Annotated in this window: 14 protein-coding genes and 2 pseudogenes; 7 read left to right on the top strand and 9 right to left on the bottom strand. The window is 68.1% G+C overall.

The window, feature by feature from the left end; translation table 11 throughout:
• Positions 1 to 41: 41 nt before the first annotated feature.
• The 3 genes from FB465_RS34310 to FB465_RS34300 all read left to right on the top strand — a co-directional run bounded on the left by FB465_RS34310 (position 42) and on the right by FB465_RS34300 (position 2,124).
• Complete coding sequence (locus FB465_RS34310; RefSeq protein WP_145796853.1) at positions 42 to 578, top strand: hypothetical protein; 537 nt, start codon at positions 42 to 44, stop codon at positions 576 to 578.
• A 383-nt stretch (positions 579 to 961) separates the two neighbouring features.
• Complete coding sequence (locus FB465_RS34305; RefSeq protein ID WP_145796851.1) at positions 962 to 1,489, top strand: hypothetical protein; 528 nt, start codon at positions 962 to 964, stop codon at positions 1,487 to 1,489.
• A complete protein-coding gene (locus FB465_RS34300; protein ID WP_145796849.1) occupies positions 1,486 to 2,124 on the top strand; it encodes an RES family NAD+ phosphorylase in 639 nt (212 codons plus the stop codon). Before FB465_RS34305 ends, FB465_RS34300 begins: the two co-directional genes overlap by 4 nt.
• A gap of 79 nt (positions 2,125 to 2,203) precedes the next feature.
• Here the strand turns inward: FB465_RS34300 and FB465_RS34295 are convergent, their stop codons facing one another.
• From FB465_RS34295 to FB465_RS38040, 5 genes are all read right to left on the bottom strand, one after another.
• A complete protein-coding gene (locus FB465_RS34295; RefSeq protein ID WP_145796847.1) occupies positions 2,204 to 2,701 on the bottom strand; it encodes a hypothetical protein in 498 nt (165 codons plus the stop codon).
• 1 nt (position 2,702) lies between these two features.
• Positions 2,703 to 3,233, bottom strand: coding sequence for a hypothetical protein (locus FB465_RS34290; protein WP_145796846.1), 531 nt, complete (start codon positions 3,231 to 3,233; stop codon positions 2,703 to 2,705).
• Positions 3,234 to 3,614: 381 nt separating this feature from the next.
• Positions 3,615 to 4,420, bottom strand: a protein-coding gene (locus FB465_RS34285; protein WP_170290763.1) for an IS5 family transposase whose coding sequence is annotated in 2 segments (ribosomal slippage) — positions 3,615 to 4,090 and positions 4,090 to 4,420 — 807 coding nt in all. Because the reading frame shifts where the segments join, the coding sequence is not laid out codon by codon here.
• Between the two features lie 74 nt (positions 4,421 to 4,494).
• The gene (locus FB465_RS37310) at positions 4,495 to 5,304 is read right to left on the bottom strand and encodes a hypothetical protein (protein ID WP_246193068.1); all 810 of its coding nucleotides are present in this window, start codon (positions 5,302 to 5,304) and stop codon (positions 4,495 to 4,497) included.
• Between the two features lie 119 nt (positions 5,305 to 5,423).
• Complete coding sequence (locus tag FB465_RS38040; RefSeq protein WP_425461273.1) at positions 5,424 to 5,708, bottom strand: FAD-binding protein; 285 nt, start codon at positions 5,706 to 5,708, stop codon at positions 5,424 to 5,426.
• 463 nt (positions 5,709 to 6,171) lie between these two features.
• On the opposite strand from FB465_RS38040, the gene FB465_RS34275 reads away from it, so the two are divergent.
• From FB465_RS34275 to istB, 4 genes and pseudogenes are all read left to right on the top strand, one after another.
• Entirely contained in the window at positions 6,172 to 7,488 is a 1,317-nt protein-coding gene (locus tag FB465_RS34275) for an IS630 family transposase (protein WP_145797047.1), read from the top strand.
• 119 nt (positions 7,489 to 7,607) lie between these two features.
• Positions 7,608 to 8,261: pseudogene (locus FB465_RS34270) on the top strand (helix-turn-helix domain-containing protein); the annotation flags it as partial.
• 133 nt (positions 8,262 to 8,394) lie between these two features.
• Complete coding sequence (gene istA, locus FB465_RS34265; protein WP_425461233.1) at positions 8,395 to 9,789, top strand: IS21 family transposase; 1,395 nt, start codon at positions 8,395 to 8,397, stop codon at positions 9,787 to 9,789.
• Positions 9,786 to 10,409 (top strand): annotated as a pseudogene (gene istB / locus FB465_RS34260) (IS21-like element helper ATPase IstB); the annotation flags it as partial. The gene istA and the pseudogene istB, both read left to right, overlap by 4 nt.
• 522 nt (positions 10,410 to 10,931) lie before the next feature.
• On the opposite strand, the gene FB465_RS34250 reads toward istB, so the two are convergent.
• The 4 genes from FB465_RS34250 to FB465_RS34235 form a co-directional block, all read right to left on the bottom strand.
• Positions 10,932 to 11,396, bottom strand: coding sequence for a DUF6228 family protein (locus tag FB465_RS34250; RefSeq protein ID WP_145796842.1), 465 nt, complete (start codon positions 11,394 to 11,396; stop codon positions 10,932 to 10,934).
• Positions 11,397 to 11,438: 42 nt separating this feature from the next.
• A complete protein-coding gene (locus tag FB465_RS37305; RefSeq protein ID WP_246193064.1) occupies positions 11,439 to 12,671 on the bottom strand; it encodes a tyrosine-type recombinase/integrase in 1,233 nt (410 codons plus the stop codon).
• Between the two features lie 412 nt (positions 12,672 to 13,083).
• Positions 13,084 to 13,398: a helix-turn-helix domain-containing protein gene (locus tag FB465_RS34240; RefSeq protein WP_145796839.1), complete on the bottom strand. Its 315-nt coding sequence runs from the start codon at positions 13,396 to 13,398 to the stop codon at positions 13,084 to 13,086.
• Positions 13,395 to 14,087 carry a tyrosine-type recombinase/integrase gene (locus FB465_RS34235; RefSeq protein WP_246193062.1) on the bottom strand — a complete coding sequence of 231 codons (693 nt, stop codon included), beginning with the start codon at positions 14,085 to 14,087 and terminating at the stop codon, positions 13,395 to 13,397. Before FB465_RS34235 ends, FB465_RS34240 begins: the two co-directional genes overlap by 4 nt.
• Positions 14,088 to 14,303 lie beyond the last annotated feature (216 nt).

Genomic DNA, 14,303 nt, shown 5'->3' with positions numbered 1-14,303 from the left:
CCACGCGTGGCAGACAGGATGAGGTTGCCGTTCAAGCGGCAATGTCGGCAGAAATTCCACCGGACATCACAACCGATCTGGGCATCCGCAACACCACTATTACCTACAGCATTACCGACGGGTGGAACAAGAGCACGCTGTTGCTTCGCAACACGGCTCACCACGGGAAATACACTCTCGACATCAGTGCGACGGCAACCGAGACTGCCGCCACCAGCAGCCCGGGATCATGCAGTCGCTCGACCACGCTCGACATGATCGAGGTCGGCTACGACATCGAGCCCCGATACGACGAGGACCGCCGCCGCCGCAACCCAGAGTTCGCCGCGATTGGACACTCGTTGTTTGACTTGGCTGAGGAACTCGCTCGGCTGCACAACGCTCCCGATCCTCCTCCCGACCAGATGGTGGACCGAGTGCTTGACCTCGCCGAGCGAGTGAACCAGCAGATTGAGTCCGCCGCACGCAGTCAGGACCGCGCGGTCGCAGACCTTCGGCGGGAGTACGCCAGCCCGGCCCGCATCGGCAGCGAACTCGCCGCTGCTCGCCAGCGCGCGGCACTTTTCAGCACTTCATAGGTCCAGCGAGACCCGGGCCGCCCAGCAGCGACACCCCGCGCGGCCGGTGGGCGAGGTCCGTACGACCTCCAAGTCAGCCTCCCCGGTCGTGGACCTGACATTACTGACCCGCGCACTCCACCAGGACCCCGCAGCTGGACCGCATGAGCCGGGCGTGTATCCGGAAGGCGTGAAAGTCGTCCAAGATGCGCTCGTCGCGGAAGGCCTGCTCGAGGAGCAGTACGCTCACGGACGATTCGGGACCAAGGCGCTCGGCGGCCGATGCGGGTGACACCTGCCTCAGCGGCCAGGGCCGTTTCCGTCCTTGGCCTGGCCGTCCAGCACCAGGAGACTGCTTGCGGACTGGCCGGGCGATGGCACGGGCCGGGCCGTACGGTGGACGCATGGACGAGGAATCGGTCCTGGCTGAGGCGTTCGCCCGTGTGCTCCACGAACAGTGGAAACGCCATCGCCAGCTGAGCACTCACGGCTTCGACGAGGCGGTCCTCAGAGCGATCGGCGAGGACGCGGCGGGACTTGCGGTGAGCAACCTGTCCTGGCACCTAGCGCTGGGGGAGTGCGTGACCGCGCAGTCATTGGCCGCCCAGTGGCACCGGGCTGCGGAGGAGATTGTCGGCGAGGTCGAGAGCGGGCACCTGGTCGGTCTGGTAGGTCGGCACGAGGTCTTCCTGCCACTGTGGCAATTCGCCCAGCCCGCTCCGGGCAACCGCCTCTCCGAGACGGTGGCGAGGATTCTGGAGGTGTTCCGGACCGGCCTCGACGATCTGTTCTCCCCGGACACCGTGGTCTTGTGGGCTGCCACTCCGCAGCCCGAGCTGGAGGACCAAGAGCCGCGGAAGGTGCTGTCGAAGGTGTCCCCCGAGGAGCTTGAGTGGTCTGCCCGAGTGACGGTGGCGAGGCTGGCGCAATGACCCGCGAGCTTGCGCTCTACCTGCTGGAACCGGACGCCGACTTGTTCCGGATATACCGGCGCAAGCTGAAGGATGGAACGCCGGGCAGTCCGGTCTGGTTCTGCGGCGGAGAGATGCCCTGTCGGTTCGACCTGTCCGGCGGGGCCGGCACGTGTTACGTCGCCTCGTCACCTCTCGGCGCGTTCATCGAGGTGTTCCTGCGTGTGAGCGGCCCGGGAGTACCTGCGGACGAGGTCAGGAAACGGTGCCTTGCCTGGCTGTCGGTTACTCACCACCTGCGGCTTGTAGACCTGAACGTGAACGCCAACCTGGGGGTCATGGGTATCGACGCAGCTCTTGTGCACGAGATGGACATCGGCTACCCACGAAGCCGAGAGCTCGCACAGCGGGCCCACGAACAGGGGCTGGAAGGGGTGCGCTGGAACTCTCTGCGGGACCTGACCGGGACAAAGGTGAACTTCGCACTGTTCGCACCGGTCAGCGGCGAGGACGCGGGCAAGATCCTCGATGTCAGGGCGACTTCTCCGATCCCGGACGAGATGAGCGACGAGGCAGCGGCGGAGTTCGGGGTCGCGGTGTTGCAGTCGTCCGCACTGTACCCGGTGCGCGAGGCGGCGGCGGTCGGCGGGTCGTGAGGAAGAGCGGCCGCTCGCGCCTCGCGTGCCTGAGTGCGCTGCCAGGGCGCGCGAGGCGCGGTCAACTGCGTGACTAGGGTTAGGTCTTACCGCGCGGCGTCAGCAGTGACGCGACGACGCCGACCGGGCCGGCCAGTTCGGGCCGCCTGGCCAGGTCTCCTCGCAAGCGGTCGATCTCCAGGTGCTGGGCGGCGATCCGGGACAGCGCGAGCTGCTTGAACGCGGTGAGCTCCGCGATCACCCTGTCGCGGTCCTTGACCCGCTTCTCCAGCTCGGCGTTCGCTGTCTTCAGCCGTTCTATCTGGGCCGCCCGCGGGTCGGGGATGTCGCCAGCGTCCTGAAGGGCCTTCAGGCGCCGTTCGAACTCCTCAGCCAGGTGCTGGTAGGGGCCGGACCGCTCGGAGCCGTCGCGGGCCTTCTTGGGGTAGAAGGCGGTGCGGGTGACACCCGCCTCAGCGGCCAGCGTCTTCAGGTCGCACTTGCCACCGGGCGACAAGTCGCCCCGCAGCAGCCGGTCCATCGCGGCCCGGATGGACGCCTCGTTGCTGGCGCGGGTCTCTTCGCTGATACGTCCCATGTCAGTTCCTTCCGGCGGCAGCGTCGAGCTCGGTCAGAACCCGCAGGTCGCGGTCCAACTCGCTCTGCAAGCGGACCTTCTCCGCGTTCTGGCCTCGGCCGATGGAGGCGATGAAGACCTTCTTGTTCTCCGCGCTTGCGGCCCAGACCGGGCGATGGCACGGATGGTGGGTCGCTTGCGGGCAGCGCGCTGCGTCGCACATGCCAACCAGCGGCTCGGTCGCCCCCGGAGTCCCCGCCAGCTTCAGACATAGAGCCTTCGAGGGATCGATGAACCAGCAGTAGCTCGCGACACCCAGGTGGAGGGTCCTCGCACGCTTGGCGAGGAGGTTCATCACCTCCTGGTCGCTCCGCTTCACGTTCGGGGCCTGCCCTGGTGAGCGGCCCGCCTGGCCGTCCACCGAGGCGAAGAAGTCCATGAGGCCTTTCGCGCCAGGGCCGGCGGGCATCCGGCCGTTCTTGTAGTCCTGCCAGACTTGCCAGGTGAGATCCTTGTTTCGTTCGGCCTCCAACTTGCCGACCTCGGCCAGCAAGGAGGCCTGAGCACCGCCGGGCCGCGCTTGGCGTATCCCTCGGTAGTGGCCACGCTGACATGCTTCAGAGCGATCTTCGTGGCCAGCAGTCCACCGGGCCGATTGGCTATCTCCACCGCGAGCGTCCGCCTGAGCATCCGCAGGTTCACCAGCACCTCGGGGATCGGGGACAGGCCCAGACGCTGCCCTTGCGGACCGTTCACCCAGGAGCGGAACAGCGGGTAGTCCGAAGTGAAGTGGAGCTTCGGGAACAGCATCGGGGAGCACTTGGCCGGGTGCAGCAACTCCGCCGCCAGTCCGGCGGCGCGGTACGCCTCCTCGATGGTGACCCACTCCTCCGGCGTCCCTCCCCGTCTCTGCCCTTTGGAGCTCGTAACACGATCACGCTGTCGGCTTGTTGATCCTTCTCCAGCAGATGAGTGCACATGCAAGCGAGATGAGCGAGTCGTGCAGGTCGAGGCGGCGTTCCCAGCGGACGGCGAGGCGCTTGAACTGGTGGAGCAGGGCGAAGGTCTGCTCCACCACGTAGCGGAGTTTGCCGAGGCCGCGGATGTCGGGCTCTCCGCGGCGGGAGATGACGGGCAGGATCCGGCGTCTGATCAGCTCTCGCCTGACGTGCCTGCTGTCGTAGCCCTTGTCGCCGAGCAGGGACTTGGGCCGCTTGCGGGGGCGCCCCGGTTGGCCGGCCACGGGCGGGACCGCGTCGACCAGCGCGAGAGTCTGGGTGACGTCGGGGACGTTGCCGCCGGTCGTGATGACCTTCAGCGGGGTTCCGTTCCCGTCGCAGATCAGATGGTGCTTGCTGCCCGACTTGCCGCGATCGACCGGCGACGGGCCAACCCCGGCACCCCCCTTTTCGCGCGCACATGGGAGGCATCTACACAAGCGCGCGTCCAGTCGATCCGCCGGGCCGCGTTCAGCTCCGCGAGCAGTATCCGGTGGACCTGGTCGAAGACCCCGGCCTCCGTCCACCGGCACAGCCGGCGCCAGCATGTCTGCCCGGAGCCGAAGCCCAGCTCCGGCGGGAGCTGTTGCCAGGTGATCCCGGTGAACAGCACGAACAACACGCCCTGCAGGCACAGCCGGTCGTCCACCGGCCGAGGCCCCGGAGCCCGCTCCGGCCACGGCGGCAACACCGGCTCGATCAGCGCCCACAGCTCGTCATCGACCATCCACGGTGCACTCACGCCACCACCAACGGACGAATCGTCACACCGGACACGGCCCACCAGCCCACACCCACGAGATCGTGTTACGAGCTCTAAGGCCCCGACCGCAGTGGCGGTTTCCAGGGGCCTTCGTCACGCTGTGGCCTCAGGCGTCCGCTCGTCCCCGGTCGGTGCGATGTTCTGGTTGAGGCAGAAGACATTGGTCGGGTCGTACGTGTTCTTGACGTTGACCAGCCGGTCGTAGTTGGGCCGTACGCCGACCGCACCCTGTCCTGCCCCTCCGCGCCGAGATAGTTGACGTAGACACCCTCTCTCGTGAACGGCTCCATCGCCGCCCATAACGCGCGCGTCCAGCGGATGTTCACGTCGGAGTCCGCAGGGTCCGTCCACAGTGAGGTGATGAGGAGGTTGTAGGACCAGTCTCGCTGGCCGAACGCGGTCGCGTCCGGGCTCACTCGGTTCATAGCGCCGTCACCGTTGTGGTCGATCACTACGGTCGTCAGGGGCGAAGGAACAGTGGCGAATTTGGCGAGGATCGTGTCGATGGCCTCGTCGCTCACCTCCGCCAGGAAGTTGGACTTCCAGTAGTTCTGGACTCCATGAGGCCAGATCGAGTCCGCCATGGTCTGGGCCGCGCTGTCGGGCATGGGCTGGATGAGGTCGGCCACCGGCGGGCCGAAGTCGCGCAGCGGCCGGATGGCGCTCTCGCCAGCGGACAGGTCCCCTGCGTAGTCCCCGAACAGAGCGAGGACGGGGGCACCGTGCGCTCTCTCGGGGATGAAGGGCTCGGGGGGTGCCGTGAACAGCAAGGCGCCGTCGGTCAGTTCTTCGGGAGCGCCCGGGGCGTAGTCGCGCCAGAAGCGCAGGACGTCCCGCGCTGCGGGGACGGGGTGAACCACCATACCGGCCAGCGCGGTGCCGACCGGGTGCGTTCGGAACTCGAAGGAGGTGACGACGCCGACGTTTCCGCCGCCGCCGCGGATAGCCCAGAAGAGGTCCTCGTTCTCGGTCGAGTTGGCGGTCAGGAGCCGGCCGTCGGCCGTGACGATGTCGACCGACAGAAGGTTGTCACAGGCGAGCCGTGCTTGCGTACGAGCCAGCCCAGTCCACCGCCGAGGGTCAGACCGGCGACGCCCGTCGTCGAGATGAACCCCCCGGTCGCCGCCAGGCCGAAGTGCTGGAGATCGTGGTTGACTTCGCCCCAGGTCAGACCGGCCTCGGCACGGACCGTCCGTGCCATTGGGTCGATTCGGACGCCCTTCATCGGAGAGAGGTCGATGACGAGACCCGTCGTCGCACAGCGCATTGCCCGCGACATTGTGGCCACCGCCAACGGGCAGCGACGAGTGGCTCGTTCGCCCGGGCAAACCGCACAGCATCCAAGGTGTCACCCGCCCCGGTACAACGGGCGATCAGTGCCGGCCTCCGGTCGATCATCCCGTTGTATATCTGCCGAGCGCCGGCGTAGCCGGGGTCCCCCGGGCGGCTCAGCTCGCCCCTCAGCTCGGCTTCGAAGTCCTGGACGAGGGATTCATCGATGCGATCCCCGGCCGTGGTCCTGGGTGGGGCAGCCATGCTGTATCCCTTCCCTGCACGAAACCTTCGCAGGCCAGACCACCCCCGCCGGCCTCAGGCCGTTTGCCCTGGTCGGGCGCCATCCCGGCTACGCGACCGTTCTACCGCCGGGCCAACGCCGCTAGTGTGATGCGCCGTAAATCACGAGGGAAAGTTGCTACCCTTTTCGGGTGTCGCACCCTGGGCCTTCTGCTGTGGTGATCTCGCTGTCCGAGGACGAGCGTGCCGAGTTGGTGCGTCGAGCCGGGTCGTGGGACCGGAGAGCCGCCGAGCGGGCCCGGATCATTCTGGCGTGCGCTGACGGCATGTCGAATGCCGCTGCCGCGCGGCATGTTGACGTCCAGGCGAAGACAGTGTCCAAGTGGCGTCGTAGGTTCGCTGCTGACCGACTGGCCGGCCTGCAGGATGAGGGCCGCATCGGTCGCCCGAAGGCCGACCTGGTCCTGAGCGACGCCGAGCGGGACCAGTTGACGCGTTGGGCCAGGCGGGCGAAGACCGCGCAGTACCTCGCGCTGCGGGCCAGGATCGTGCTGCGCTGCGCGGACGGCGGGACGAACCGGCAGGCCGCGATGGACCTGGGCGTTGACGAGTCGACGGTGGAGCGCTGGCGGGCCCGGTTCATCGACAAGCGGCTGGACGGCCTGCAGGACGAGCCGCGTCCGGGCAGGCCGCCCTCGATCCTGCTCGACCAGGTCGAGGACGTGCTGGTGGCGACACTGGAGTCGACACCGGGCAACGACACGCACTGGTCGCGGGCGTCGATGGCCACCCGCACAGGGCTGTCGAAGTCGACCATCGGGCGGATCTGGAAGAAGTTCGACCTCAAGCCGCACCAGCAGGACAGCTTCAAGCTCTCCACCGACCCGCAGTTCGTGGACAAGGTGGTGGACGTGGTCGGGCTCTACCACAACCCGCCCGAGAAGGCGGTCGTGCTCTGCGTCGACGAGAAGTCCCAGATCCAGGCGCTGGACCGGTCCCAGCCGGTCCTGCCGATGATGCCGGGCATGCCCGAACGCCGCACACACGACTACCTGCGCCACGGCATCACCAGCCTGTTCGCAGCCTTCAACATCGCCGACGGAACCGTCATCGGAGAACTCCACCGCCGCCACCGGGCCCTGGAGTTCAAGAAATTCCTGGTCACGATAGACAAGGCCGTCCCCGCCGAGCTCGACGTGCACCTGGTGTGCGACAACTACGCCACCCACAACACCGCCGAGATCAGAACCTGGCTCGGCCGGCACCCGCGCTTCCACGTCCACTTCACCCCGACCGGCTCGTCCTGGATCAACCAGGTCGAGCGCTGGTTCGGCCTGCTGACCGACAAACTCATCCGCCGCGGCGTCCACACCTCCGTCAAAGCCCTCGAGGACGACATCAAGGCGTGGATCGCCACCTGGAACCAGAACCCGAGACCGTTCACCTGGACCAAGACCGCCGACGAGATCCTCAAATCCCTCGCTGACTACCTCGCCAAGATCAACCCACCTGGGCCATCAACGCAGGAATAGTTTCCCTCGTGATTTACGGCGCATCACACTAGTGCCGTGACCGAGAACGTTCACCGGGTTGGCGATAGTAGGGCCAGAACCGGTTGGATGTAGGCGACATCCAACGGTTTGGGGGCGTGGTGGCAGAGCCGGTCAAGGTGCGTCGATTGACCGACCAGGAGGGTCAGCAGTTACAGCGGATCGTTCGTCGGGGCAGTACAAACACGGTGCGCTACCGGCGGGCGATGATGCTGCTGGCCTCGGCCGGCGGCAACCGGGTCCCGGTGATCGCCCAGCTGGTCCAGGCGGACGAGGACACCGTGCGCGACGTCATCCACCGGTTCAACGAGATCGGCCTGGCCTGCCTGGACCCTCGATGGGCGGGAGGCCGTCCCCGCCAACTCAGTCCTGACGACGAGGACTTCGTCGTCCAGACGGCCACTACCCGCCCGGCCAGGCTCGGGCAGCCTTTCACCTGCTGGTCGATCCGCAAACTGCTCGCCTACCTGCGCAAGGTTCACGGCCGGGTGATCCGGATCGGCCGCGAGGCCCTGCGCTGCCTGCTCGCCCGACGCGGCGTCACCTTCCAGCGCACCAAGACGTGGAAGGAATCAACCGACCCCGAGTACGACGCCAAGATCGACCGGATCGAGAACGTCCTGGACCGCTTCCCCGACCGGACCTTCGCGTTCGACGAGTTCGGCCCGCTCGGCATCCGCCCCACCGCAGGCAACTGCTGGGCCGAACAGGCCCGGCCCGACCGCCTGCCGGCGACCTACTGTCGGCGTACAGGTGAAAGTGCCCAGCCACGTACGAGTGAACGTGCTCAGTTCTTGAGGTGCTGAGGGCCGCTGCCCGGCAGTCTGCTGCTTGGTCTATTCGGGTGGCGGAGGGCGGCTGACGATGGTCTTGGACCCGCATCGCTGGTTGGAGCTTCGACGATTCCGCGGTCTGCACGAGTCCGGGGCGATGAGCCTGTCGGAGATCTCGAAGGAGACCGGGCTGAACCGCCGCACGGTCCGCAAGTACCTGGCGGCCCAGGCGCCCATCGCACCGCCTCGCCGGACCTCGAACGGGCAGTCCCGCAAGCGGATGGTGGACGAGGTCGCGCCGCTGATCGACGCGATGCTGCGGTCCGAGATCCTTATCAAGGGCGCCGTGGTCCACGAACGACTGGTCAACGAGTACGGGTTCACCGGCAACTACCAGCGCGTGAAGATCTACCTCCAAGAAGCAAGGCCCCGCGTCGCCGAGGAGTTGGGCATCAGCCCCGGTGAACTGGCAGGGCTGCACCGCAGGTTCGAGGTCATCCCCGGAGCCCAGGCCCAGGTCGACTGGGGTGACGAGGGCAAGATCCTCGCCCACCTCGGCATCCCGAAGGTCTACTCCTTCCACATGACCTTGTCCTACTCGCGCGATCCGTTCTGCTGCTTCACCACCAGCCAGGACCTGGCGACGTTCTTCGACTGCCACCGTCAGGCATTCGCGCACTTCGGCGGGGTGCCGATGACGATCGTCTACGACCGCACCAAGACCGTGGTCCGCCGGCACGTCGCCCCTGGCGAGGCGGTCCCGCTGCACCCCGAGGCGGTCGCGTTCGCCGGGCACTACGACTTCGACATCGACGTGCTGGCCGCCTACCGCCCCCAGGGCAAGGGCCGGGTCGAACGGCAAGTCCTGATCGTCCGCGACCACGTCCTGGCCGGGCGAGCCTTCTCCTCCATCGAGGAGCTGGACGCCGCGTTCACGGCCTGGGTGCCGTTGCGCCGGGCCCGCGTCCACAGCACCCACGGCGAGGTCATCGGCCACCGCGCGGTCCGCGACCACATGGCCCTGCGGCCGCTGCCGCCGAGGCCCTATGTGGTCGCCCAGCGGCACCTTCGGCACGTCGGCAAGGACTGCCTGGTCGCCTTCGACGCCAACCTCTACTCGGTGCCGGCCCGCCGGGTCCGCCCCCGCCAGCTGGTCGAGATCCGGGCCACGAAGTCCCAGATCATGCTGCACTCCACCGCCCCCGACGCCAGCGGTGAGACCCTGCTGGCCGTCCACCCGCGGGCGGTCGGCCGCGGCGCCCGGGTCGTCGACCAGAAGCACTGGGACGGCCTGCCCAAGGGCGACAACCGCCGCGTCACCACGGGAGATGTCCTGCCCCGGCCCCGCCACCAGGACGCCCCGGGCGAGCAGGCAGGGCCGCTCCAGGCCCTCCTGCACCGGAGCGCGGCCACCCGCGTCGAAGTCGGCCGCCGCCCACTGTCGGTCTATGACGAGCTGACTGGCACCCGGCCCTTCACCACCAACTCCACGACGAAGGAATCCAGTTGAGCCAGCTGACCGGCAATCGCATCCGCACCACGGCCGCCAAGCTCGGCCTGCCCCACCTAGCCGAGAGCCTGAACCAGTACGCCACCCGCGCCGAGGAAGGCAAGCTCGGCTACCTCGACTTCCTCGATCTCGTCCTGGCCGAAGAGCTCGCCGTCCGCGACGAACGCCGGTTCCGCCAAGGTCTGCGGCTCTCGAAGCTTCCGCACCACAAGACGCTGGACGACTACGACTTCTCCTTCCAGCCCGAGCTCGACCCGCGCAAGGTCAAGGACCTGGCTACCCTGTCCTTCGTCGAGGCCAAGGCCAACGCTGCCCTACTGGGCCCGCCCGGGGTCGGCAAGACTCACCTCGCGGTCGCCCTGGCGGTCGCCGCCTGCCGGGCCGGCTTCTCGATCTACTTCACCACCCTCGACGACATGGTCCGCCAGCTGAAGACCGCCGAGGCCGCCGGGCGGTTGACCACCAAGCTCCGCGCCTACCTGCGGCCGAGCGTTCTCGTGGTCGACGAGGTGGGCTACGAGCCCCTGGAACGCGCCGAGGCGAACCTGGTCTTCCAGGTGATCTCCAAGCGCTACGAGAGGGGCTCGATCATCCTGACCTCGAACAAGACCTTCAGCAAAGCGCACATGTTCCGCTCAACCTGTGCGAGGCAGTGCCGAATGTCGACGGGTTCGGGGGGTCAGGCTGGCGGGTCGAACCGGTGCGTGCGCCAGAGCGACCTGAGGTCTTCGAGCTCGGTTCGGGGGAAGTGTTCGCCCCACTTGCCGCGATATCCGCTCTCGCCGTACTTCGTGGCGACTTCGTCGAAGCAGCGGATCACCGCTCGTGCCACGGCGTCGACGCTCTGCTGGGTCGACCAGATCTCGGTGCCAGCGTTGTCGTGCTTGGAGCCGTCCGGTACTTGAAGGACGCGGATCCATACGTCGTCGCCTGCGCGGTAGAAGATCCACCGGAAAGCGGTGGGCTCTGCCTCGAACTGGGCACGCGTCTCGGCTTCACCGCTGACCAGCCAGGCGATCGCCGTCAGGAGATCCTCGGGGGCGCTGGTGATGTACGACGCTGTGACTTCGGCATCGGCTTGCCCGTCAGCGATCCGGCAGTCCGCCCACCCGTGTCCGTTGAGAGTCCAGACAAGCCGCAGATCAGTCACGGCCGCCGTCCTGCTGGGTGAGGAAGCGTCGGACATCCATCGCCAGGGCAGACATCTGCTCGCCGGCGTCGAGCCAGGTCGTAACGGATGCCTCCCAACCACCAGCCGCACTTCTCCAAGGGCGAAGAGTCCAGGTCAGCCCGACGTGACCACCGGAGCGGAAGACCGCGCTGACGTTGAGATCCCGGTCGTTGGTCTGCCAGACCCGCTGCCCGTCCCAGCCGCGGAAGTCGACCGCCAGTCCCTCCAGGAAGGGCGCCAGGTCCGCGCCCCAGTTCCAGGAGACCACCTCGTCAACGCGAATGGTCAGCCCCGGCGCGGACGCCTCGACCGCGTACTGCACGCGGTCCTCGTCGGGCCGGGAGCAGACGCAGAGCCGCACGCTGACGGAGCGGTTGTTCTGGCAGCGGACGGTCACGGCGGTCGGCGTGTCGAGGTCGGTGTCGTGGGAGCTCATCGGTTGAACGGTAGATCACGGAGGCCCCACCCGTCGCGGAGATTACGCGTCAGGGAGGCGTCCTGCATCGACGTGATCGGCGAGGTAGATCATGACGCCCTCGGGATCCATGCCGAGGGCTGCGGCGACGAGTTTGGGGTCCAGAGTGTTCACGAGGTCGGCAAGGCGGGTGCATCGCAGAGTCCGAGGCGGAACGCCACAGGGGTCCAGGAGGTGGCTGACATAGGCGGTCGACGCCGGTGCCCGGCCGCTCTTGGTGATCTTGGTGACGATCACGTGGGGGTTGTCGGTGCGCTGGTCCATGCGGTGGGCCAGGCAGCGTTGGAGTGCCGACCAGCTGGTCGGGTCCATAGGCACCCGATGCGGGCGTTTGCCCAGGCGGATGGTGCGGTTGGTGGGGTCGAGGTCGTCCACGCGCAGGCGCCGGACCTCGCTGCTGGAGGCCGCGTGGAGGAGGGCCAGGATTCCGAGCAGTGCCTCGTGCGGGTGCGCGTCGGTGCCGGTGGTCCAGCGGCGGAACAGTTGCCGCTGCTGCCCGACGGCGACGGTGGTGCCGCTGAACCCTGACGGGCCTTTGGCCTTCACTCCCCGGGTGGGGTCGATGAGCACGACCTTGCGGGAGCGGGCGAAGCGGAAGTACTGCCGCAGCACGGTCAGCCGGCGTTGCCGGGCCCTGGGCATGGTCGCCAGGAAGGCCTCGACGTCGTGCACGTCGGTCAGGGCCCAGTCCTGCTTGTTGCGCGTGCTGGTCAGAAAGCGGGCGAGGTCGCGGACGATGGCCAGGGCCGCCTCGATGGTGCTGTCCGTGCGAGGCAGGGTGCCGGCCTTGAGGGCGCGCTCGCGTGCTCGCAGCATGGACTCGGCGAACGCCTGGACCTGCGGTCGCAGCGGGAGCGGGGTGGCGTCGATGCGGCGTCGGCGGCGTCCGGCGGCGAGCCGTTGCGCCTGGTCGGTGGGAAGGGCGAGGCCGCGCTGGGTGAAGAAGCCTTCGAGCGCCCGGGCGAGGGAGCCCATCGACCGGCCGGGGTGACGGGCGCGGTCCAGCAGGGCCTGGGGGTGGTTGGGCTGTTCGTCCTCCAGCAGTCTGCCCAGTGTGCTGATCATGATGCAGGCGCGACTCGCGCAGTGCCGTTCGGCGAGATGGCCGGCGAAGTCACCCAGCCAGGGCACGGGCTCGGCGAGCCGCGCGGCCAGATTCTCGGCGGCGATGAAGGGGCGGTCGGGGTGCTTCTGCCAGCAGGCCGAACAGAGTCCGAGCCCGGCACGGCGCCGCACCTCGCCGCAGCCGACGCACTGCCGCGGTGGCTGCTTGGTCTGCCGCTGGCGCGAGCAGTGGCCGCACCATCCGGTGCCGGTCTGCAGGAAGCCGGGCCGCCGGCAACGAGGACAGACCTGCTTCGCGGCCTGCCTGTCCGCTTCGCGTCGGCAGATCCCGCAGTGGCTGGCGGTCGGTGAGCGGACCGGGCGGCCGCATCCCGCGCAGGTCCGCGAGCAGGTGATGCACCGTCCGGTGTCGGCTTGCAGGACGCGTGACCTCCCGCAGGCAGGGCAGGACGCGCGGGCGGCCTCGTCCTTCATCCGGGCCGTGCAGCGGCAGCAGTGCTGCCGGTCGATGAACCCGACCGGCGCCCCGCACCCGACACAGTCCCGCTGCCTCTTGCCCATGCTTCGCCCGGACCCCCTTCCGTCAGATCGGCGGCATGGACCGGCCCCGGGCCGAGGCGACCCGCGGCAGATCGGCTGCCGGTCGAGGAGGAGCCACAGGGCGTTCGACGGGGGTGATATCGACCTCGATCAGGTCGTTGGGGGTGCACTCCAGCGCGGTGCACAACGCTGCGAGCGTGGACATCTTCACCTGCGAGGGTTCCTTGGTGAACAGGGCTGACACCGACGCGGAGGACAGTTCCAGGCCGGCCTTCTCGGCCAGGAGCCGCCTCAACTGGGCGCCGGTCCAGACCTCGCGCTGGGCGGCGGCCATCCGCAGCTTCCACTTGATGTTCACGGCGTGGGTTCCTCTCCAGTGAGCTCGCCGAGGGTGCTGGTCACGGCGCGTCGATACGCGTCCTCGATGAACGTGGCCGACGGCCGGACGTATCTCATGGTCGAACTGACAGTCCAGTGACCGAGTAGCTGCTGGATGGCCACCAGGTCCACCCCGCGCTCGTAGTTGTGGGTCGCGCAGGCCCGGCGCAGGGCATGCGGGCTGAACCGGTCGGCGGCCGGACGGCCCTCCAGCTCCATCAGGTATCGCAGGCGGTTGCGGACGGTGCCCTGGTGAAGGTGGCCGCCCGACTCGTCGGCGAACAGCGCGGGCGAGTCGGGGAACTTGCCGCGGACGTCGTCGAGGAACCAGCGCAGGACCAGGTCCAGCTGGTCGAGCATGGGCACCCAGCGCGGACGGGGCCCGGAGGTGTGGGCGCCCTTGCCGAAGCGCACGTGCAGCTTGCCGAACGGCCCGCGGCTGAAGTGGACGTCCGGGCGGTCCAGGAGCGAGGCTTCCTCGGAGCGCAGGCCAGCGTGATACAGCGTCCGGAACAGCGCGTAGTCGCGGGCGGCGGGCGCGTACTTGCGGGCGGTGGCGATCCGGGCCTTCAGGAACTCGAAGAACTCCTCGACCCGCTCGGGGGTCGGCGGAGGCAGCAGGGCCGGGGAGTCGTCGCCGACATGCCGCGAGGCGTTGAACTCGTCCACCGGGCAGACCAGTCGGACCCCGAACGCGGCCTCGATCTCGACGGCTTTGCGGGCCTGCAGGAACCGGTGGAAGCCTTTGAAGATCTGGACGTATCCGCGGCGGGTGGGATGGCGTCCCGCTGAGTGGTGTAGCAGGGATCTTGGTGTAACCCCTGGTCATGAAGAAGCCATCGCGCAACTCTCCGAGTAGGAAGGCTCGTTGAGTAAGAGGTGCGC

The organism is Kitasatospora atroaurantiaca (assembly GCF_007828955.1).
Taxonomy (GTDB): domain Bacteria; phylum Actinomycetota; class Actinomycetes; order Streptomycetales; family Streptomycetaceae; genus Kitasatospora; species Kitasatospora atroaurantiaca.
Note: the sequence above shows the minus strand (reverse complement) of the source record. Positions and strands in the feature narration are given on the sequence as shown.